The sequence below is a fragment of the Pseudomonas sp. H9 genome (assembly GCF_004353925.1).
Taxonomy (GTDB): Bacteria; Pseudomonadota; Gammaproteobacteria; order Pseudomonadales; family Pseudomonadaceae; genus Aquipseudomonas.
Genome location: NZ_SMOK01000028.1, coordinates 17,250 through 37,787, shown reverse-complemented (window position 1 = coordinate 37,787; position 20,538 = coordinate 17,250). Strand labels below are relative to the sequence as shown.

The window sequence follows — 20,538 nt, the reverse complement described above, 5'->3', positions numbered from 1 at the left end:
CGGGCTATTTATCTGCCGACCCCACAGACTCCCAGCGATAAAAATCAGGGATCGCATATTTGTAGCTATCCAGCCAGCGCTGCATGCTCTGCTCACGCTCTTTTGGGGTGGCGGCCTGGGGTGTTTTCGAGGCCTTCTCGTTGCGGGCCTGCAACTGCAACCAAGTCTCTGTGGCTGTTTGCCCTTTGGCGGAGGGTTGTTCGTCTATCTCCAAGGCCATCAACGGCCATGCACTGAAGGCAAGCAGTAGGAAGCAGGCAGCTTTCATAAACACCTCACGGTTGCCCGACGGTGGCAGTTGATGACGGTAACGACGCGACTTGATCGGCACGCGTCGGCGTCGACCTGGCAGGCTTTTTCAGTTGTTCGGCACGCGACTTGGCCTCGTTGAATTGTGCGGCGCTCAGGTGCAAGCGCGACACCAGGTCGGCGGCCTGCTGCCACTTGTCCTGATACAACAGCAGGCTCACCAGATTGACGGCAGCCAAAGCGTTGTTGTCTTTGAGTTCGATGGCTGTCAGAAACTCGAAACGCGCCTGCTCGACATTGCCCTGATTGAGGTAAACCACGCCGAGGTCGTTGCGGATTTTTTCGTCGGTCGGCGCCAAACGCACCGCGCGCAGCAAATGGCGCTGGGCCTGGAGGTTATCGCCACGGGCTGCCGACAATTGCCCCAGCCCGTGTTCGGCCTCAGCAGCCAGACAGCCACCAAGCAGGCTGCGGTACAGCGGCTCGGCCTCGCTGCGCCCCAGCAGTCGCAGCACTTTAGCCTTGCGCAAGCGCACTTGTGCCATGTCTGCTGGCAACGCCTCCAAGTGAGCAAGGCTGGCATGCGGGCGCCCTTCACTCAGCATCTCGTCGGCCATGCTCAGGGCCAGCTCCTGACTCGAATCAGGCTTGGCGCAACGCGCTTGACCTCCCGACAGCGTCGACCACGGCGCGCGGCCATCACTGGCGCAGCCCCCCAGCAACATCAGGCTCATGACTACCATGACTGCTTTCATCCATGCTCCTCCACTCACGAGCCCATTGCCTTGGCCAACGCCGTGAAGCCGGGACCGGCAAGCACGATCAGCAAGGCGGGAAACAGAAACACCATCATCACCATCGACATCTTTCCGGACATTTTCGAGATGCGTTCCTGCATCCGCGTCAGGCGTCGGTCATCGAGCAACTGCTTGAGTGCCAGTAGCGATTTCATCGCCCCACCGCCCTGAGCCAGCAATTGCTGCAGGATCACGCAGGTGTCGCTGAATTCATCCACCGCCAACAGCTGTGCGGTTTTCTCAAGCTCCGGCGCCAGGGCCAGGCCGGAGTCGACACGCGCCAGAATCATCCGCAGTTCCTCGCTGAGTACAGGCAATAACTGCCGCGACTCCTGGCTCAACACCCGAAGCCCCTGCTCTACCGTCAACCCCGACTCAAAAAGAATGCGCAACAGCGGAATGAAGGTCGACACTTCGCGCACAACCTGTTGCTGACGCCGTGCCGCTGCCAGCGCCAGCAAGCGTTTGGGCAACAAGTACCCCACCCCCAGCGCACACATCGGCACCACCAGCCAAGCGTTCTGTCGATCGGCGTAGAAGGTTTGCTCAAGCACGACGCCCACGCCCAGTGCCAGCACCGGCACACCGAACTGACAAGCCGCAAACAAGGCGCGCTGACGGCTGCGGCGCCAGCCGACACGATCGAGCAGCACACGCGTTTCACCGTCAAAGTTGAGCAGGCGTTGCGCCACAGGGCTGCTGCCCAGTTGCTGCAACCAATTGCCCAGTCGGTCGTTGCTGGCCAACCGACCTTGCAGACGTTGCGCCACCAAACGCTGACTGCGGCGCTGGCGCCTGTACTGGTTGAGCAGCAACACAAAGGCGGCAAAGAACAACACTGCACTGAGCATCAAGACCATTTCACAGGCTCCGCAACATGCGCCACAGCGCCAGACAACCGACCACCTGTAACGCGAACGCGCCCAGTAACATCAACTGGCCGTGACTGTCGTGCCACATGGTCAACAAGTAATTGGGGTTGGTGGCAAGAAAGTAGCCCGCCATACCGACTGGCAGCAGCCCCAGCACAATAGCGGTCATGCGCGTTTCACCCGTCATCGCGCGCAGCTGCCGGGCGCCCTGCTCACGCTCTCGAATCAGTTTGATCAGGTTCTCCAGCAGTTCACTGGCATTACCGCCGTAGCGGTGGTTGATGCGCAGGCCCAAGGCGAACAGGCGCAATTCATCCTGGTCATACAGTTCTGCCAGGTCCTGCATGGCATCATCCAGGCCAATGCCCATCTGCACATTGCGCCGCACGCGCTGCAAGGCACCGTGCAAGGGATCGCGGGACGCATCGATGGCGCCCAGCACCGCATCGCTCAAGGTCCGGCCCGCCTTGAGGCTGCGCACGCAATGATCGAGCAGCACCGGCAATTGCTCGATCATGCGCTGCACGCGGCGGCGGTAGCGCCAGCCCAGGTACAGACGAAACATCAGCGGGCCGGCCAGCAGTGCCAGGACGCCGGGTAACCACCCCAGCATCAGTGCCAGCAACAGTGACAGCGACGTCCACAGCGCCAGCCATGTCAGCAGGCGATCATTACGGCGCTCAAGCCCGGCACGCTGCAGTAAGGTGTCCAGCCAATCGTGGCCGTGGGAAACAGCCGGCAATGCTTCTTGTATTCGGCCCAGTCGCTCCAAGGTGCGCTCGGCACCGGCTTTGCGCATGCCGCTGTAAAACAGTCGCAGCGACAGCCCCAGCGACACCAGGCAAACCAGCCCCAGCAGCAGGGCAATCATGCTGAAGGCTCGGAAAACACCCGACGCAGTTTGTCGCCTGCCGGGTTCTGCGCTTCCCGCATAAAGCCCTCACCACCTCGTCGGTCGAGACGAAACAAGGTGTTGGTGACGTACACATCATCACGCACACCGACCACCTCCAGCACCTCACTGACACAGCGTCGGCCATCAGCCAGGCGGGTCAGTTGAATCACCACATCAAGGGCAGCACAGATCATCTGGCGCAAGGTTTTTTCCGCCACGACTCGCCCGGTCAGGCCGACCAGGGTTTCCAGGCGCAGCAAGGCATCCTGTGCGGTGTTGGCGTGCACGGTGCTCATCGAGCCGTCGTGGCCGGTATTCATCGCGGTCAGCACATCGAGCACTTCCACACCGCGAATTTCGCCCAACAGGATGCGGTCCGGGCGCATCCGCAAAGCGTTGCGAATCAGCTCACTGGACTTGATCTCACCATGGCCTTCGGCGTTCGGCGGGCGGGTTTCCAGGCGCACCACGTGAGGATGATCCAGTTGTAACTCGGCAACATCCTCGATGCTCACCAGGCGCTCATGCGGGCTGATCAGCTGGCTGAGGACATTGAGCAAGGTGGTCTTGCCGGTACCGGTGCCGCCGCTGACCAGAATGTTGCAACGCCGCGCTACAGCCAGCTGAAGAAAGTCGAGTATGTCGTGATCAATGGTGCGCGTCGCCAGTAGGTCGGCGCTTTTGAGCATGTCTTTGCGAAACTTGCGGATCGACAGGCACGGCCCGTCGAGCGCCACCGGCGGGATGATCGCGTTCACCCGGCTACCGTCGGGCATGCGTGCATCGACCATCGGTGACGACTCATCCAGGCGTCGACCCAAAGGGGCCAGGATGCGCTGCATGACGCGCTCCACATGGTGGGCATCAATAAAACGCAGGTCGGTTTGTTGCAGTACACCGTTGCGCTCCACAAACACCCGGTGCGGGCCGTTGACCAGAATCTCGGTGACGCTGCCATCGCGTAGCAGCACTTCCAGCGGCCCGAAGCCGGTCAACTCATCGACGATCTCCTCGGCCAGGCGCTCCATCTCGTAACGCGACACCGCCAGGTGCAATCGGGAGATGTAATCCCCCACCTGCTCCATCACAAATTGCGCCAATGCCGGACGCGAACCTTCCAGCAAGTTACGCCCGCTGTCTTCGATGGCATCGATGATATGACGGTGCAACGCGCGCTTTAGGGTCTGTGGGTCATTGGCCAGGTTGTGGCGCTGACCGCCGAACAGCTCATCGATGCCACTCATCTGTGCCCCCAGAGCCGGTTGAGCCAATTACCGCTGGCCGGTTTGTTGTGTTCGGAGCGCCGCGCCAGGCGCTGACCCAGCGCCTGCAATTGATGGGTGAGACTTTCCCGTGGCGCCAGCTCGAACAGGGTCAACCCCTGGTTCTTGGCATTCAGCCGCACCTCGGGGCTATAGGGCAGCACCATCAGCAATGGCAGGCCATAACGTTTGGCCAGGGCGTCGGCGTCTGGTGCAACGGTTTTGAGGTAGCGATCCACCAACAGGCTGGCATGCTCCAGTTTCATGCCCTTTTCCCGCCACGTCGCCAGCACCTCAAGGTTGCGCCGACAGTCGAGTACGTTCTGGTCGGTGTACCAGATCAACTTGTCGCAATGGCTGACAAAAGTACGCAACGCTTCACTGTCGGCCTGGCCGGTGAGGTTCACCACGATGTGCTGGAAGTGCTGGCGCAAGGCGCTGAGTAACATGTACAGCTCGGCGGCACTGGTGCGTTCCAGCGGCTCGTCACCTTCGGCATAGGCCAACAAGCGCAGGCCCGAGTTCTCGCGGCTGAACGCACTGTCGATCAGGGTGTTGTCCAGGCGCCGCAGATGGCGCAGGGCATCGCCAAAGTGAAAGGAGGCCTCAAGGCCCAGCAACGCCAGGCTATCGCCACGCGGCAGCCCTAGGTCGAGCAACAGTGTCTGCTGGCCGCTGCTCTGTACGACCCGGGCCAGATGGGTGGTCAGCAGTGCGCCATCGGCGGCGCTATGAGCACCGTACAACACGGTCAGGCCGCCAAGGCTGGGGTTGCTGCTGACTGCGGGCAGACGTTTGCTCAAGCGCCGCACCAGCCCCGCCACTTCGCTGGAACGCGAGCCATAGGCGACAAAATCACGGGCGCCGGCCCGCATGGCGTTGAGAACCAGTTGATTGTCCATACCATCGCCCAGCGCGACGATCGCCAGCATCGGCTTGGCTTCCAACACGCCTTCGATGAGTGCGCACTGGCTGACCACATGCTCCCGGTCCAGGCCCACGAACACCAGGTTGGCGAAGGTCACATCGACCAGTGCCAGCAACTCGTCGAGGCTGCCACTGCTGGCGCCGACCACCTGCCCCAAGGGTGCCAGCGCGCCTTGCAGCCACTGCAGATCGGCCTCGTTGCGGGTGATGGCGAGAAAAGTCTGACTCAGGCTTTCGCTCATTGTGATAACCCACTGCGACCCTCAAAGTCGCCGTTTTCGAGAAAGAACAGACGGCCCCAACTCGGGTCATAGTTGCGCAACCCTTCACCCGGTAAGCTGGGCATTTTCGCGTCGGCGGCCAGTGGCTGGACCAGATGCGGGGTGACGATCATCAACAGTTCGGTTTCATCACGGGTCATCTGTGACTGGCGGAAGAACGCACCAAGAATCGGGATATCGCCCAGCCCCGGAAACTTGTCCACAGCCGACCGGGTGGTGCTACTGATCAGGCCGCTGATCACAAAGCTTTCGCCGTCGGCCAGCGAAATACTGGTGTCAGTGCGCCGCACTTTCAGCCCCGGTACCAGGGTGCCGGCAATGTTCACGGCATTGGTGTAATCCAGCTCGCTGACTTCCGGCGCGACCTTCAAAGTGATGCGATCACGACTGACCACCGTCGGTGACAAGGCCAGGCGAATTCCGAACTCCTTGTATTCGATCGACACGTTGTCGCTGCCACTGCTGGGCACTGGAATCGGAATTTCACCACCGGCGAGAAAGCTGGCGGTCAAGCCACTGAGCACCACCAGACTGGGACGCGCCAAAGTGTAGGCAAAGCCGCTGTTTTCCAGCGCGTTGATCGCCGCCAGAAAGCGACTGCTGCCACCACCCCAGACGATGTTGAACACACCATTGTCCAGCGGCAAACCGGTGATTGCATCGGCCACCTGGCCAGGCCTGACCACCGTGTTTGGCGTCGTACCGGGCGAACCGATCAGCGAATTGTTCGAGCCTTTGAACAGCAGACGTGCGCCCGCTTCCTTGAACTTGGTGCGGTTGACCTCGACAAAGCGGATATCGGCCTGTACCTGGCTGGGCAACGCCGGGTCCTGGGAGGGTGGCAAGGCCGTCTCGGCCATGTCGGCAGTAGCCACGCCTTTGACAAACAGCATGGCCTGACGCGGCGTCTTGGAGCAGGCGGTCCAGAGCATCAGGCTGGTGGCGCCCGGCGCCAACGCCGTCAGTACGATCGCGTCATCACCGCTGGCCTGTACGTCGGCGATTTTCGAATCGCCCACGGCCACCCGTGTAATGCCAACTGGTGCCCGCAACTCCTGCTGCAACCCTTGATCGATCTCAATGACCGCCGGCAACTGAGACAATGCCGAACAGCCGGCGCTGGCGGCCTGGGCCTGGGAAACGCTTGGCCCCGCCCACAAGAGCGCCCACAGCACATGCTTGATTACCCGCACGGAACGACTGCTCATTTAAGGGCATCCTTGCTTGGTCAGGGAGTGGCTTGACTGGATTGATTACCGCGAATGATCTCCATGCCCCGGCGTGGCGTTGAGCTGGCAATCGCTGGGGCGGCAGGTGCCTGCGCCAGCTGACTGAAGCGATAGAGCTCTCGGTTGGCGTTGTCCACCTCGGCCGCACTGCTGTGCGGATCGGCCCAGTAACGGGCCAGGCGTTTTTCTTCGGCACTGCGGACCGCCAGGCGCAAGCTGCCTGCCTGGGCCGCGAGCAACAGGCGGCTGGCCAAGGCCGCAGGAACGGCCAGCACCACCGTACGCGCCGCAGTGCGTAGCTGTTCCTGGCGTTCTTTTTCATTCAGTGGCGCCTGTACCGGCTGGCCATCGTTGCCCAACCCCAACTGCTGGCCAACGCTGAGCACACGCAGCGCCGGTAATGCCACTTGCGCACTGGCCTGCGGGTTGAGGTTTTCCTCACGCAGGTACAGCAATACATCGACGTAGTCGCCAGGGCTCAACTGCCCCGCCGCACCGACCACATCATCGACCGCCAGTGCCAGCGCCCGCTCATGCGGGCGGATCATCCGGGCCAATGGGCCTCCAGCATCGAAACTGCCCTGATCCAGCCAGGTGCCAGCGCTCAGCGGGCGCCAGCTGCTGCGCCCGAGCACTTGTTCAACGGCCTGTAAACTACCGGCAGGCGCCACTTGCAGGCGCTCCACCACAAGGTCATCGGCAGTTAACGGGGTGTAAGGCGCAACATCACGGCGCAGCACCACTACAGGCTGGCGCACGTCGTCGGCAATTTTCTCGGTCAGCTGTGCAACGGCGGGAATGGGTGCGCCAGGAGGTGTGACAGAAATGGCTGCAGGTTCGGCCGGTGGACGGCTCAAGAGCAAACCCCAGTACCCTGCGAACAACGCACCCAGCAGAAACAAGCCAGCGAGGATAATGGTAATGCGACTGCTCATGCCGGCCCTTCCTGATCACTGTATTCGTCCTTTGCACCCAGCTGTGAACGCGCACACACCGTTGTCATCGGAAGTAACTATTTCGCTATTTGAAGGTAGCCCAGCAGAGTCAAAATGCCATTAGCCGTCAGATTTTTTTCCGTCCCAAATCCGACACCCCCTGGAAACAACGGCTTGCTGACGTCAATAAGCCACTATTACTTTGTGATTAACGCCTTCTTACATTTGCCGTCGTTTCGGGCTTTGACGATGCTGTGGTGGCAAAGGGGAATCATCGACCAGACCCCGCCATCAGCGCCTTGCGCGCCAGGAGAAGTGCCATGCGTGTTTCCCGAATTCTCAAGAGCTGCAAAGATTTCTTCTACCGCAAGGATGGCGCGTCAGGCATCGAATATGCGATTGCGGCGGCGATGGTGGCAGTGGTGTTGAGTGCTTTTGTCGGCCCCATCTCCGATGACGTCAAAACGATTTTTGGAAATGTCAAAACCTCCATGGAGAAAGCCGGCGAAGTAAAACCACCACAATAATCTGAAAGTTCGCAGCATTAAGCCTGGATATTCGCCCCGAAATCAGGAACACACCATGCCGACCTCTTCCCTGCGACAACAGATACTCTTGGTGGATGACGAAGAGGACGCTTTGCTGGAACTTGCCGAGCTGCTTGAGGGCGAGGGTTTCTCCTGCCATACGGCAACCTCCGTGAAACTCGCCCTGCAACAGCTCACCCGCCACCCGGACGTGGCGCTGGTGATTACCGATCTGCGCATGCCGGAAGAAAGCGGCATTTCACTGATCAAGCGCTTGCGCGAGCACACTGCCCGCCAGCACTTGCCAGTGATTGTCACCTCCGGTCACGCTGACATGGACGACATCAGTGACTTACTGCGCCTGCAGGTGCTGGACCTGTTTCGCAAGCCGATCTATCACACCCGCCTGCTGGAGACCCTGGAAAACCTCTTCCCCAAACCTCGCCTGCACCTGGTGAACTAACCCACCCTGTGGGAGCGGGCTTGCCCCGCGATTACGATGTGACTGGTTATCGCGATCGCGGGGCAAGCCCGCTCCCACCGACTGTTCCCACCTACAACTGTTGCGCGAGCACACTGCCCGCCAGCACTTGCCGGTGTGACTTGCAGCGCCTACAGGTGTTGGACCTGTTTCGCAAGCCGATCTATCACACCCGCCTGCTGGAGACCCTTGAAAACCTCTTCCCCAAACCTCGCCTGCACCTGGTGAACCAACCCGCCTGTGGGAGCGGGCTTGCCCCGCGATTACGATGTGACTGGTTATCGCGATCGCGGGGCAAGCCCGCTCCCACCGACTGTTCCCACCTACAACTGTTGCGCGAGCACACTGCCCGCCAGCACTTGCCGGTGTGACTTGCTGCGCCTGCAGGTGCTGGACCTGTTTCGCAAGCCGATCTATCACACCCGCCTGCTGGAGACCCTGGAAACCTCTTCCCCAAACCTCGCCTGCAGCTGGTGAACCAACCCACCCTGTGGGAACGGGCTTGCCCCGCGATTACGATGTGACTGGCTATCGCGATCGCGGGGCAAGCCCGCTCCCACCGACTGTTCCCACCTACAACTGTTGCGCGAGCACACTGACCGCCAGCACTTGCCGGTGTGACTTGCTGCGCCTGCAGGTGCTGGACCTGTTTCGCAAGCCGATCTATCACACCCGCCTGCTGGAAACCCTGGAAAACCTCTTCCCCAAATCTCGCCTGCACCTGGTGAACCAACCCACCCTGTGGGAGCGGGCTTGCCCCGCGATTACGATGTGACTGGCTATCGCGATCGCGGGGCAAGCCCGCTCCCACCGACTGTTCCCACCTACAACTGTTGCGCGAGCACACTGCCCGCCAGCACTTGCCGGTGTGACTTGCTGCGCCTGCAGGTGCTGGACCTGTTTCGCAAGCCGATCTATCACTCCCGCCTGCTGGAGCCCCTGGAAAACCTCTTCCCCAAACCTCGCCTGCACCTGGTGAACCAACCCACCTGTGGGAGCGGGCTTGCCCCGCGATTACGATGTGACTGGCTATGGCGATCGCGGGGCAAGCCCGCTCCCACCGACTGTTCCCACCTACAACTGAATACTGAAACTCAAGGTAAAACGCGGCTGCCGGTCGAGGCTGTCCAGGGCGATGTCCGACATCGGCTTGGCAGCTTCAAGAGACAAGTTGTAGAAACGCGCATCGCTCACCCGCACCCCAAATGCCGCCGAAGATAACCGTGAATCCCGAATTTCCAGCTCATTGAACCAGCTACGCGCTGCGTCCACGACCACATAGGGCTGCACCAGCTTGAGCCAATCGCCGCCAGGCCTGATGCTGTAATTCAACTCGTAGGCCACACCCCAGCCCTTGTCACCAGAGGTCTGATCGCCAGGGTAACCACGGCCAAAGGTGTGGCCACCGAACACCACTCGCTCACTGTCCGGCAAACTGTCGTTACTCCAGTGCAAAAGCGCCGACGCCACGCCCTGCCACTGGCCGAACAATTGATTGCTCTGCAGACCGGATACACGCAGGTGCAGGAAGTCCAGATCGATATCTCCATCAGTGTCGGCCCCCAGGTAATCCATGCCCTGATAAGCGCCGGCGCTGAGGATACGCAGTTGCCCGACCTCACTCTGGCGCCAGTCACCCTCGAAGGCCACCGCGCGCAGGTCCGTGTGCGTGCTGGCGCTCAGTGGCACGCCAATCGTTTGGTAGTCCGTTTCGTCATTCGTCACATACAAGCGCCCAGCTACGCCAAGCCATTCGTTGGGTGCCGCCATCAACGTCTGGCTCAGGCCGATGGAGTAGCGTTCGCTCTTGCGGTGTTGCTTGAGATCGGTGCCATTGTTCAAGCGCACCCGTGCGCCTGAATCACCGCGATAACGCGAGGTAGACAGGTTCAACTCAGTGCCCTCGCCATCGACGTACTGGGCGTAGTCCAGGCGGTAGTAGTGCTCATGACGGTCGCCGGGGGGCATCAGCGCGCTGAAGCTCACCTGCTCGGCCAATGATGTCTGGGCATTGCTGCTAGCGCTCAGCAATGCCTGCAGGTCTTCCCGGTTGCCATCGCTCAGGTCCAGGCGCGCACTGATCGGTTTGCGCGCGGCCTGAGCACTCAAGGTATTGGCGCCATCGAGCGTGCCTGGCTGCACCTGAGCCTGCACCGTTACCCCTGGCACCCGGTCCATCAAGGCGATATACCGCTCCAGGCTCTGGCGCGTCAGCGGACGCTCGGCTTTAAGCTTGCTTGCCAGGGTGTCCAGATAGGCTGACGCCGGGCCGATATCACCGTGCAACTCAACGTCACGGATGTAGCCCTCAACCAACACCACCAGCACCCGCCCATCGGCAAAGTCCTGGGATGGCAGGTAGGCATAAGACAGTAGGTAGCCATCTTGCTGATAACGCCGGGTCAGCCGTTGGGTGGCTTCAACCAGCTCGGCTACGCTGATGTCGCGATTGACCAGATGCTGATAGTTGTCACGCAGGTCGCTCAAAGGATAAATCGTGCCACCTTCGAAGCGCACCTTGTGCAGACGGATCCGGCTGTTAAGTTCCACAGGCTGCAACTGCGGCATCGGTGATTCGATACGCAAATCAGGGGCGCGGGGGCGAAAGTCATCAACCGGCAAGTTGGGTGTCGGCAGATTACGTTCGACTTCGGTGTTGTTGAGAAAACGTGGCAGTGGTTCGGCGCTCAGCCCGCTTGCCCAACATAGACTGAGAACCGCGGCGGCCAACGGACGCATTCGACGCTCCCTGATCCCAACAGATTCAAGAGCACCAGGACGGCTCCCTCGTCAGCTTCAAGCGTAGGTGGTGGCCGCCCCGTCGTCTAATCACACGTAGGTGATGCGCCTGTCACTCATTGATCTGAAACTCCACGCGCGCGGTCTGGCCGCTTTCATCCAACGCACTCAGCTCCACTCGCCCTGTCTGCTCAAAACGGGCGCTCAAGTGTTCCTGGCCCAACGACTCGCCGAGCGGTGCACCGTTGAGAAACCACCAACGCCGGCCACTGCCACCCAAGGCAGACACCTCAAGGCGCAGCGCCTCAGTGCTGGTGGCGGGTCGGCGCAACTGATCGCCCTCTCGCACCCCGACGATGGACAGCGGCGGTGCGCTGGCCGGTACCAGCGGAGGGCAGCCAGGATCAATTTTTGGCAGACGTGCTTCGCGACGTTCCGCACGCGGCAACCAAGGCTCCAGCGGCGCGGGCCACAACGCGATCTCTTGGACCTGAGCACCCGGGCAGCTGGCATCGACCCGTAGCCCATGCGCGTTAACCCAGACCGTCTCGCGCAAACCGACACTCAAGGGTTGGTCAGCCGCTTGCAAGGTCGGCGGCGTGGTGCCATCCAAGGTCCAGGCAAAACGCTGACGTCGGCAATTGCCGTCCTGCCGGGCCAGGGGTTGCCCCAACGGCCAACAGATCGCCGCTACGCCGATGTTGCTCGGCACAGGCGCCACCGGCACGGTAATACCGCGCTGACTGTCGCGGTTGCTCAACACATCATGCACCTGCAGCATCAACGGCGCCGCCGAAGCCAGACCAAACTGCCCCGGCACCGGCGTACCATCGGGCCGACCGATCCAGATGCCAATCAGGTAGCGCGGCCCGACACCGATTGACCAGGCATCGCGAAAACCGTAGCTGGTGCCGGTCTTCCAGGCCAACAACGGGCGCTGGACCAACTCGGCATGCGGGTCACGGTCCGGTCGCGCCTGCCCACTGAGAATGCGCCGGATGATCCAGGCGCTGCCGGGCGACAGCAGCCGACGTTCCACCAATGGCGCATCCGGCTGCAAGCGCATGGGCGCGCTCAAACCTGCGCGCGACAACGCACCATAGCCTGCAACCAGCTCCTCCAGGCGACTACCAGCCCCGCCCAAAATCAACGACAAGTTGGGCTCGGCCAGCGGCGGCAGGGTCAGCGGCACACCGCCATTACGCATTTGAGCAGCAAAGCGCTTGGGGCCATAGGCCTCCAGCAACTGCACCGCCGGTAGATTCAATGACAACGCCAACGCCGAGCTGGCTGCCACCGGGCCACTGAAGCCCATGGAGAAATTCCCTGGCCGATAGTCGCCGTAGCGTCGCGGCACATCTTGCAGCAACGATTCGGAATGAATCAGGCCATCGTCCATGGCCATGCCATACAGAAAGGGTTTGAGGGTCGAGCCCGGCGAGCGCAATGCACTGATCATGTCGACATGCCCGAAGCGGCGCTCGTCGTTCAGATCCACCGACCCCAAGTAAGCGCGCACCGCCATGTTCTGCGCTTCCACCACCAGAATCGCCGCCGAGGTACGCTCAGGTAGCCGCGCTCGCCACCCCAACAGCAAGTCTTCCAAGCGACGCTGCAGCGCCGCATCGAGAGTGGTACGAATCAGCGGTGGGCTGTGCGGCCGGTTCAAGCGCCGTGCCAGCAACGGCGCCAGCGCTGGTTCCTGACGAGGTGCCAGTAACAGCGGCTCCTCCATGGCCTCGGTTACCCGTTGCTGCGGCCATACCGCGTACTCGGCCAGGCGCTTGAGCACTTTGTCACGGGCCACCTGAGCACGTGCTGGGTGCCGGTCGGGGCGCAAGCGGCTCGGAGCCTGGGGCAACACCGCCAGCATCGCCGCTTCTGACGGGGTCAGGTGTAACGGCGACTTGCCCAGATAAGCCCAACTGGCAGCAGCTACCCCCTGCAAGGTACCGCCGAACGGTGCACGATTGAGGTAAAGCTCCAGAATCTGCGCCTTGCTCAAGTGCCATTCCAATTGAGCGGTGCGCCACAACTGGCGCAGCTTGCCCGGCAAGGTACGCGGGTGCGGGTCAAGTAACCGGGCCACCTGCATCGACAGCGTGCTGCCGCCCGACAGCACCCGACCGCCGCGCAGGTTTTGCCAGGCAGCACGGCCCAGTGCCAGCGGGTTGACCCCCGGGTGCTGGTAGAACCAGCGGTCCTCATACGTCAGCAGCGCCTGCAAATAGTAAGGCGACACTTGATCAGCACTGACCGGGTAGCGCCAGACACCTTCGGCATCGGCAAAACGCCACAACGGCGTGCCATCCTCAGCCAGCACCACCCGTGCAAGATCATCACTTGGCAGCGGCAACGGCCAAATGCGGTCGGCTATCCACAACAGCGCACACAGCAACGCGATAACTGCCGAAGCAATACTCAGGCGTTTAAGCATCGGGCTGAGTGGGCGAGCTAAGCTGAGCATCAAACCTCCCCATCGCAGGTTGCGGTCAGGGAACCGAGCAGGCCAACGCATGGCCAAAGGTGTGGCAACGGCAGACTCGCCGGGACGATCATCAGGAAGCAACTATGCATGTAGAAGGTTTTTTCGAGTGGCTCGGGCAGGCGCTGGGCGCGCTGATCCGCTTTGTCGTCGATGGCTTGAGCGGGTTATTCAATCTGCTGGCCAACGCCGGTGGAAACTTCATTGATGGGCTGGCGCGCACACTGGGCATGGACACCTCGCTGGTCAGCATCATCGCCCTGATCATCGGCTTGATGCTGCTGTACTCGGCCATCCGTGCCTTCATGCGTGCCTCGATCATACTCGGCATCATCTGGCTGGTGCTGGGCTTGTGGGTGCTGAGCTGGATCATCCACTGACCACACCAGGTGGGAGCGGGCTTGCCCCGCGATTGCTGCTTTTCTGACACACCGCAATCGCCGGGCAAGCCCGCTCCCACAGAGGGTGGGTTACCGCTCTCTAATCACCATTTCACCTGCCGACTCACCGACCGCCTGCAGGTTCGGCCGGTACATCGACTCAAACTGTGGCGGCGGCACCCGGTAGGTGCCTGGGGTAACGGCACGCGCCAGGTACAGCAAGTGCGTAAGGCCGTAGTTTTTCACCGGCAGGGCCGCGACATAGCGATCATCACGGTATTCCTGGTGGACGATGTTGGCGTTCTGCATCGCCTCACGCCACTCTTTGACCGCGCTGCTGGCGTTATCCAGGCTCGCCGCGCTCTGCGCCAGGTTCTGGTTTTCCAGCTCAAGGCCAGCAGGCAGCAAATCAACCACCAAAGCATCGGGCACGTGAGTGTTGGTGTTCAGCACCAGGTGCACCAGCACCAGGTCTCCACTCTTGATCCCGCGGATGTCCAGCGGCTGGCCGTTCATGTCGAGGTACTCACGACGAATATTCAGCCCCTGATTGCTCGGCGCCGGGGCATGGCGTGGGTAACCGGACAGGGTCAATTGCTGGTACAGCGTTTCGCTGCTGTGGTTCTGCACGGTCAGCGGTGAAGCCAGCAGCGGCCCTTCCAGCTTCAGGCCAGAGACGGTGTTGTCCAGATCGCGCAGCTCACCCGCGCTGTCCAGACGTGCCGACCACTTGCCTTCGGGCTTGCTCAGCAAACCTCGCCCGGCGAGGAACAAGGCGTTACGCTCCTGGGTCGACAGCCACTGGCTGGCCGCGATCTGGTCAGACAGCTGGAACAAGCGTTGATCCACCACATTGCTGGCCAGATTGTTTTCTTCCAGCAAGGCCAGAATCAAAGCTTGGTCACGTACCGGGCTACCGTAATCGCCCAGCCAATATCGCCCGTCACGCTCCACCGCCAAGCCTGCCTGCAGGGCTGTTTGGGAACGTGGCTTGTCGCCCATTTTTTCCAGGGCAATCGCCAACTGCACCAGCGGCAACCCGGAACGCGCATCGCTGCGCCGCTCGAACAGGCTGCGCAAGGCACCCAGCGGCGCCTGTTGCGTACGCGCAAGCACCAGCCCCGCATAAGCCTGCACAGCAAAACGGCTGTGATCGCCATTGCTGCTGTAGCTGACTTCGATCAGGTTGCGCTCCTGCAAGTAACGCAACAGGCGCTCGCTGGCTTTCTTCAAGGCTTCAGCAGGCACGGCATAGCCTTGCTCGCGAGCACGCAGCAGGAAGTCGGTGACATACGCAGTCAACCAGTACTCTTCTTCGCTGTCGGAACTCCACAGGCCGAAGCTGCCGTTGTAGCGCTGCATGCCCAACAAGTGCTCAATACCCATTTCGATCTTGCGCTTGCGTACCTCGGCGGGCTCGCCGGTGATGCCCAAGCGTTTGAGGGTCGCGGCATCGGCGTACAACGACGGGTACAAACCACTGGTGGTCTGCTCCAGGCAGCCATAAGGGTAAGCTTCCAGCGCACGAATCTGTTCGGCCAGGTTCAACGGCGGGCGGCTGGACAATGCCAGTGTGGCTTCCAGACCAGCCGACTCGAACTCGGCCAGATCCGACTCTGGCAGGCTCCACGGCTGATCGTTAAGCGCTACCCGGTAGTGCTTGAGCATGGCCGGATAGGCTGGACGGATGCCCAGGGTCCATTCACGGCTGAACGCCGTGGCAGTCTCACCCGGCAATTGCAGGCCCTGCACCTCTACCTTGACTTTGCCTTGGCCCAGACCACCGCTGGCCTGCACCGGCACCCGCAAAGTGACACGCTGGCCCTGGTTCAGCGCCAGGTTCTGCACTGCGGCTCCAGTCAGGTTGAGCTGGCCTTCGGTACTCACCCGGATGTTGAGCTTTTGCGCCCGCCCCGAGAGGTTCGAGACGTCCAGTGCCAGGGTCGTGCTGTCGCCACCCGCGAGGAAACGCGGTGCCGACAGCTCCGCGATCAAGGGCGCGGCCACCACGGTCTTGCCTTCTGCGACACCGAAGTCTTCGTCGCTCCAGGCCTGGGCCATCAGCCGCAGTTCACCGTTGAAGTCAGGGATATCGACGCTGGCCTCGCCTTCACCGTTCTCGTTCAGGGTCACGGGGGCGCTTTGCTGAGCGACGATGGTGACGCTGGTGTTGGGACGCTTGCCACCTTTGGCCATTGCCGCATCACCACCAAAGGCCAAACTGGCCAGGCGACCCTGACCGGCTTCAATCAACTGGCCATAAATATCCAGTTGGTCAGCGCCATAGGCCTTGCGCCCGAACATGCCAGTGAACGGGTCCGGGGTTTTGTAATCGGTAATGTTGAGGATGCCTACGTCTACCGCAGCCAGCAGTACATGCACCTGCTTGGGCACGCTGCCGTCGGCATTGCGCGCCTGGACCTTGACCGTCAGCGGCTGCTTGGGCCGCATCTTTTCCGGTGCGGCGAGCGTGACCGCCAGCTTGCGCTCGGCGCGATCCAGCGGCAGATGCAGCACACCCACTGCACGTTTGGGTGTGGCATTGACCTTGCGCTCGCCCGGACGAATTACCAGGGCACTGACATACAAGTCGTGGCGCGCCCACTTACGGTCGATATTGACCGCGAATGTCTTACCCTCGGCAGGCACGTCGATCTCTTGCCACCACAAGGGGCCTTCACTGGACTCGACCATCAGGTAACCGGTACCGGCCGCAGGTGGCGTGACGGTCACGTTGGCCGTGGCGCCATCGGCATAGGAAGGTTTGTCCAGCGCAAGCTTGACCTGATCCGGACGCACCGCGCCACCGTCGGCGTTGTCCTGGGCACGGTAGCCTGCCCAGAAACGCTCGCTGGAGACCAGCCCGGTCTGCGGGTCTTCAACTTCTACGCGGTACGGGCCCCACTCAACCAGGAAAGTGAGTTTGGCGGTAGAACCAGCCTTGACGTTGACCGTCTCTTCACTCTGGGTAAGGAATTTTTCGTTGTAGTTGTAACTCCAGCCGTCACTCTGCGAGTAGTTCCAGTAGTAGTCACGACGCTCGCGAATCAAGCGGACCTTGAGGTTGTTGGCGGCCAGCTTGTTACCTTGCTGGTCGGCAACCAGCACCTCAAACTCAACCGGGCCGTCGCTGTCGGTTTCTTCGCCGTCAAACAGGCCACGCAAGCCCGGCAGGCGTGTAGACGGCCAGATCGGCTGTTCCAGGCGCCGGGTAATCGGGCGACCACCAGACTCCTGCAAACTGGCCTGCACCGTCAGTTGCAGCGGCGAGCGCGCTTCAGACCACTTGCTCTCGATGCTCAGCGTGGCCTTGCCGTTGGCGTCGAGGGTGACTTCATCCAGCTCCAGATCCTGACTCAGCTCTGTCTCGGTAATCGAGCCAAACTGATAACCCGGCAACGCCGGTACCGCTTCGCGCAGCGGGCGCAGATACGCCTGACCGCTCAATCGGTTGCCGGAGGCCGGAGCGCCATACAGGTAGCGACCATTGACGGCGATCTCAGCGGTGTCTTCCGGGCTCAGCGGAGCTTCACTGCCCTTGAGTTCCAGGGCCAGGCGCTCAGGCAGGAAGTCTTCGACGAGGAACTCGTAGATTTGCTTCTTGCCACCACCGAGGTCGAACAGCAGCTGCCAGCGCCCGGTCGGCGCTTCAGTGGCCAGTTGCAGTTGATATTGGTAGAGCCCGCTCGTGCTCGGCTCCCATACGAATTTGCGGCTGATTTGCTCATCGGGCCGACGCACTTCCACGGTGACCGGCTGAGGCTTGAGTGGGCGGCCATCCTGATCACGCAGCAGGCCGTTGAGCAGCACGGTCTCGCCGGGGCGATACAGGTCACGCGGGCCGAACACGAAAAACTGCAGGGGGTTGGCTTGCGGACCGGTGATGTCGAACTCGGCCAGGTCCAGCGCGGCGCTGTTCAGGCGCAGCATGGTGGTATGCACCCCCTGATGGGCCAGCAAGGTTTCAGCCTTCGGCGGCATCGGCAGTTGAGCATGGCCATCGCCGTCGGTCTTGCCCTGCGCCAGCACCCGGCCTTCGCCATCGAGCAGTTCAAGGGTGACACCGCTCAGTGCCTTGCCTCCCTCCAACCCTTGGGTGAAGACGTCCATGCGGTTCTGATAGCGGTGTGCCGATACACCAATATCACTGAGCGTGAACAAGGTGGCTGGCTGCGAGTAATCATAGGTACCCGAGGCGCGCATGACCGCCAGATACACCCCTGGCTCCTGCAAGGGCTTGATCCCGGCGATTGGCAGCAATACGGTTTCGCGCGTGTTGCGCGCCGGGTTGAGGTCGAAACGGCCACTGTAGACCAGGTCGGCCATGTCCAGGGTTTCTTTCGACTGGTAGTAGTACAAGCTGCTGTTACGGCCCCACGCACTGAGGAACGGCGACAGCTTTTCCGGTTTGATACGGAAGAACTCGACATCGACCTTGTTCACGTTCAAAGCGATCACCGGCAGCCCTTCGGCCAGGCGCGTCGGCAGCAAAGAGCCGCGGCTGGCGAAGCCGATCGTGGCCTGCATGTCACGGGTTTCCAAGCGGCTGATCGACTCGGCAGCCAAGCGCTTGCCGTTGACCGCCTCAAGGCCGGCATCGATGGTGAGCACCAATTTGCGCTGAGGCTCCAGATGTCGCATGCGCAGCTCCATGCCGTTATCGGAAAGCTCCCAGGCACCATCGACCTTACCCTTGACGGTGTCGACCAGGTGAACCCGCTCAGCGAAATTCTGCTGCGCATCCAGCGGCACCGAGAAGGTCAGCGACAACGCGCTGGCGCCGTCGACCTGCACTTCCGACACATCCACCACGTTCAGCTCGCGACCGGCATAGCGCTTGGCCAGGGTCGCGGCGTCTTCACGGGCGGGTTTGGCCGCTTCCTGGGTCTGGGTGGGCGTGGACGCGGGCGTAGCTTGCGCAGCGGGCTTGTCCGGGGCAGACGAGTCACAGGCACTGAGCAAGGCCAGCGCGCAGGCCAGCAACAATCCTTTGTTGAGCATGAAGAAAACTCTTTGGCAGCAAGTTCTGAGTGAAGAACTATATATCAACAACGCCGTTCCCGGGCCGTGCAGCTACAATATGCCGCTTGCCTGGAGCCCACATGTCCCGATTGCTGAGCGACTGGCGCGACCGCCCGACCCACCACAAGGTCTGGGCGCTGGCCGCGCCGATGATACTGTCGAATATTTCCGTTCCCTTGGTCGCGCTGGTCGACAGCGCCGTAATTGGCCACCTGCCCCATGCCCATCAGCTCGGTGCCGTTGCCGTAGGTGCCAGCCTGTACACCTTCCTGGCCTGGGTGATGGGTTTTCTGCGCATGGGCTCGACCGGCTTTGCCGCCCAGGCCGCCGGGCGCGCCGACGGTGCGGCCTTGCGTCAGGTATTGCTGCAAGGTTTGCTGCTGGCGTTGTTTTTTGCGCTGCTGCTGGGCGTGCTCGCCTTGCCCTTCAGTCACCTGGCATTGCAATTGATGCAGCCGTCGGCCGCGCTGGAGCAATCGACGCTGGACTTCTTCCAGACCCGACTGCTCGGCCTGCCCGCTGCCCTGGCGAGTTTTGCCTTGGTTGGCTGGTTCCTCGGTACTCAGAACGCCAAGGCACCGCTGGCGATCCTGTTGACCACCAACCTGCTCAACATCGCCCTGAACCTGTGGTTCGTGCTGGGCCTGGACTGGGGTGTACTGGGTTCGGCACGCGCCTCAGTGATTGCCGAGTGGTGTGCCGCCCTGCTGGGCCTGGCCCTGACCCGACCGGCCTTGCGCGCCTATCCCGGCAAGGTTGCCTGGGCCTTGCTCGCCCGCTGGCACAGCTGGCGGCCACTGCTGGCCGTCAATCGCGACATCTTCATCCGTAGCCTGGCCCTGCAGGCGGTGTTCTTCCTGATCACCGTGCAAGGTGCACGTTTAGGCGAGGAAACCGTCGCCGCCAATGCCCTGCTGCTCAACGGCCTGCTGCTTACTGCCTATGCGCTGGATGGCCTGGCCCATGCGGTCGAAGCCTTGTGCGGCCACGCCATCGGCGCCGGTGATCGCCAGGCGCTGCGCCGCTCACTGACCGTGGCAGGTGGCTGGTCGTTACTGGCCAGCAGCGGCTTTGCGGCCGTGTTTCTGTTTGCCGGGCATCTGTTCATCAATATGCAAACCGACATCGAAAGCGTGCGCGCAACGGCCTACCAGTTCTTGCCGTACCTGGCTTTGCTGCCGTTAGTGGCGGTATGGAGCTACTTGCTCGATGGTTTGTTCATTGGTGCGACGCGGGCGCGCGAAATGCGCAATGGCATGCTGATCAGTGTCGCCCTGGCCTTACCGGTAGCCTACGCCGCCAGGGATCTGGGCAATCACGGTTTGTGGATGGGCTTTTTACTGTTCATGGCCTTGCGCGGGGTGACGCTGGCGGTGATGGGCTGGCGGTTGCAGCGACGTGATGGGTGGTTTGTGGGTCGGTAAAAGCATCGCGGGGCAAGCCCGCTCCCACAGGGT

Annotated in this window: 15 protein-coding genes and 4 pseudogenes; 8 read left to right on the top strand and 11 right to left on the bottom strand. The window is 61.7% G+C overall.

Going from position 1 to position 20,538, the window contains the following annotated elements; all coding sequences use genetic code 11:
* Positions 1 to 4: 4 nt before the first annotated feature.
* The 8 genes from E1573_RS21480 to cpaB are packed head-to-tail and all read right to left on the bottom strand — an operon-like array spanning position 5 to position 7,447.
* Positions 5 to 268 (bottom strand): DUF3613 domain-containing protein, encoded by a 264-nt coding sequence (locus E1573_RS21480; RefSeq protein WP_133216569.1) that lies wholly within the window; start codon positions 266 to 268, stop codon positions 5 to 7.
* A gap of 7 nt (positions 269 to 275) precedes the next feature.
* Positions 276 to 1,004, bottom strand: coding sequence for a tetratricopeptide repeat protein (locus tag E1573_RS21475; protein ID WP_133216568.1), 729 nt, complete (start codon positions 1,002 to 1,004; stop codon positions 276 to 278).
* Positions 1,005 to 1,018: 14 nt separating this feature from the next.
* Positions 1,019 to 1,906: a type II secretion system F family protein gene (locus tag E1573_RS21470; protein WP_133216567.1), complete on the bottom strand. Its 888-nt coding sequence runs from the start codon at positions 1,904 to 1,906 to the stop codon at positions 1,019 to 1,021.
* A 1-nt stretch (position 1,907) separates the two neighbouring features.
* On the bottom strand, positions 1,908 to 2,789 hold the full coding sequence (locus E1573_RS21465; protein WP_133216566.1) for a type II secretion system F family protein: 882 nt from the start codon (positions 2,787 to 2,789) through the stop codon (positions 1,908 to 1,910).
* Positions 2,786 to 4,057, bottom strand: a complete 1,272-nt coding sequence (locus E1573_RS21460; RefSeq protein WP_133216565.1) for a CpaF family protein — start codon at positions 4,055 to 4,057, stop codon at positions 2,786 to 2,788. The genes E1573_RS21465 and E1573_RS21460 overlap by 4 nt, the downstream gene beginning before the upstream one ends.
* The gene (locus tag E1573_RS21455; RefSeq protein ID WP_133216564.1) at positions 4,054 to 5,244 is read right to left on the bottom strand and encodes a pilus assembly protein; all 1,191 of its coding nucleotides are present in this window, start codon (positions 5,242 to 5,244) and stop codon (positions 4,054 to 4,056) included. The genes E1573_RS21460 and E1573_RS21455 overlap by 4 nt, the downstream gene beginning before the upstream one ends.
* The gene (locus E1573_RS21450) at positions 5,241 to 6,491 is read right to left on the bottom strand and encodes a type II and III secretion system protein family protein (protein WP_133216563.1); all 1,251 of its coding nucleotides are present in this window, start codon (positions 6,489 to 6,491) and stop codon (positions 5,241 to 5,243) included. The genes E1573_RS21455 and E1573_RS21450 overlap by 4 nt, the downstream gene beginning before the upstream one ends.
* Positions 6,492 to 6,511: 20 nt before the next feature.
* Positions 6,512 to 7,447 carry a Flp pilus assembly protein CpaB gene (cpaB, locus tag E1573_RS21445; protein WP_133216562.1) on the bottom strand — a complete coding sequence of 312 codons (936 nt, stop codon included), beginning with the start codon at positions 7,445 to 7,447 and terminating at the stop codon, positions 6,512 to 6,514.
* 320 nt (positions 7,448 to 7,767) lie between these two features.
* Between cpaB and E1573_RS21440 the strand changes: the two genes are divergently transcribed.
* The 6 genes and pseudogenes from E1573_RS21440 to E1573_RS27060 all read left to right on the top strand — a co-directional run.
* Positions 7,768 to 7,974, top strand: coding sequence for a Flp family type IVb pilin (locus E1573_RS21440; protein ID WP_133216561.1), 207 nt, complete (start codon positions 7,768 to 7,770; stop codon positions 7,972 to 7,974).
* 55 nt (positions 7,975 to 8,029) lie between these two features.
* Positions 8,030 to 8,437 (top strand): response regulator, encoded by a 408-nt coding sequence (locus tag E1573_RS21435; protein ID WP_133216560.1) that lies wholly within the window; start codon positions 8,030 to 8,032, stop codon positions 8,435 to 8,437.
* 146 nt (positions 8,438 to 8,583) lie between these two features.
* Positions 8,584 to 8,682, top strand: a pseudogene (locus E1573_RS27315) (response regulator); the annotation flags it as partial.
* A gap of 72 nt (positions 8,683 to 8,754) precedes the next feature.
* Positions 8,755 to 8,979, top strand: a pseudogene (locus tag E1573_RS27065) (hypothetical protein); the annotation flags it as partial.
* Positions 8,980 to 9,004: 25 nt separating this feature from the next.
* A pseudogene (locus E1573_RS21420) lies at positions 9,005 to 9,230 on the top strand (hypothetical protein); the annotation flags it as partial.
* Positions 9,231 to 9,255: 25 nt separating this feature from the next.
* A pseudogene (locus E1573_RS27060) lies at positions 9,256 to 9,433 on the top strand (response regulator); the annotation flags it as partial.
* Between the two features lie 96 nt (positions 9,434 to 9,529).
* On the opposite strand, the gene E1573_RS21410 reads toward E1573_RS27060, so the two are convergent.
* Both E1573_RS21410 and pbpC read right to left on the bottom strand, forming a co-directional pair.
* Positions 9,530 to 11,194, bottom strand: coding sequence for a ShlB/FhaC/HecB family hemolysin secretion/activation protein (locus E1573_RS21410; protein WP_133216559.1), 1,665 nt, complete (start codon positions 11,192 to 11,194; stop codon positions 9,530 to 9,532).
* Between the two features lie 112 nt (positions 11,195 to 11,306).
* Positions 11,307 to 13,661: a peptidoglycan glycosyltransferase PbpC gene (gene pbpC, locus E1573_RS21405; protein WP_371925205.1), complete on the bottom strand. Its 2,355-nt coding sequence runs from the start codon at positions 13,659 to 13,661 to the stop codon at positions 11,307 to 11,309.
* A 104-nt stretch (positions 13,662 to 13,765) separates the two neighbouring features.
* Between pbpC and E1573_RS21400 the strand changes: the two genes are divergently transcribed.
* Complete coding sequence (locus tag E1573_RS21400) at positions 13,766 to 14,059, top strand: hypothetical protein (protein WP_133216558.1); 294 nt, start codon at positions 13,766 to 13,768, stop codon at positions 14,057 to 14,059.
* A 90-nt stretch (positions 14,060 to 14,149) separates the two neighbouring features.
* Here the strand turns inward: E1573_RS21400 and E1573_RS21395 are convergent, their stop codons facing one another.
* Positions 14,150 to 19,060 carry an alpha-2-macroglobulin gene (locus tag E1573_RS21395; protein ID WP_133216557.1) on the bottom strand — a complete coding sequence of 1,637 codons (4,911 nt, stop codon included), beginning with the start codon at positions 19,058 to 19,060 and terminating at the stop codon, positions 14,150 to 14,152.
* A gap of 101 nt (positions 19,061 to 19,161) precedes the next feature.
* Here E1573_RS21395 and E1573_RS21390 point away from each other — a divergent pair, with 101 nt between their 5' ends.
* Positions 19,162 to 20,505, top strand: a complete 1,344-nt coding sequence (locus E1573_RS21390) for an MATE family efflux transporter (protein WP_133216556.1) — start codon at positions 19,162 to 19,164, stop codon at positions 20,503 to 20,505.
* Positions 20,506 to 20,538: the final 33 nt, after the last annotated feature.

Coding starts and splice junctions, on each gene's coding strand:
- E1573_RS21480 (WP_133216569.1), bottom strand. CDS start 268: ATGAAAGCTGCCTGCTTCCTACTGCTTGCCTTCAGTGCATGGCCGTTG.
- E1573_RS21475 (WP_133216568.1), bottom strand. CDS start 1,004: ATGAAAGCAGTCATGGTAGTCATGAGCCTGATGTTGCTGGGGGGCTGC.
- E1573_RS21470 (WP_133216567.1), bottom strand. CDS start 1,906: ATGGTCTTGATGCTCAGTGCAGTGTTGTTCTTTGCCGCCTTTGTGTTG.
- E1573_RS21465 (WP_133216566.1), bottom strand. CDS start 2,789: ATGATTGCCCTGCTGCTGGGGCTGGTTTGCCTGGTGTCGCTGGGGCTG.
- E1573_RS21460 (WP_133216565.1), bottom strand. CDS start 4,057: ATGAGTGGCATCGATGAGCTGTTCGGCGGTCAGCGCCACAACCTGGCC.
- E1573_RS21455 (WP_133216564.1), bottom strand. CDS start 5,244: ATGAGCGAAAGCCTGAGTCAGACTTTTCTCGCCATCACCCGCAACGAG.
- E1573_RS21450 (WP_133216563.1), bottom strand. CDS start 6,491: ATGAGCAGTCGTTCCGTGCGGGTAATCAAGCATGTGCTGTGGGCGCTC.
- cpaB (WP_133216562.1), bottom strand. CDS start 7,447: ATGAGCAGTCGCATTACCATTATCCTCGCTGGCTTGTTTCTGCTGGGT.
- E1573_RS21440 (WP_133216561.1), top strand. CDS start 7,768: ATGCGTGTTTCCCGAATTCTCAAGAGCTGCAAAGATTTCTTCTACCGC.
- E1573_RS21435 (WP_133216560.1), top strand. CDS start 8,030: ATGCCGACCTCTTCCCTGCGACAACAGATACTCTTGGTGGATGACGAA.
- E1573_RS21410 (WP_133216559.1), bottom strand. CDS start 11,194: ATGCGTCCGTTGGCCGCCGCGGTTCTCAGTCTATGTTGGGCAAGCGGG.
- pbpC (WP_371925205.1), bottom strand. CDS start 13,661: ATGCTCAGCTTAGCTCGCCCACTCAGCCCGATGCTTAAACGCCTGAGT.
- E1573_RS21400 (WP_133216558.1), top strand. CDS start 13,766: ATGCATGTAGAAGGTTTTTTCGAGTGGCTCGGGCAGGCGCTGGGCGCG.
- E1573_RS21395 (WP_133216557.1), bottom strand. CDS start 19,060: ATGCTCAACAAAGGATTGTTGCTGGCCTGCGCGCTGGCCTTGCTCAGT.
- E1573_RS21390 (WP_133216556.1), top strand. CDS start 19,162: ATGTCCCGATTGCTGAGCGACTGGCGCGACCGCCCGACCCACCACAAG.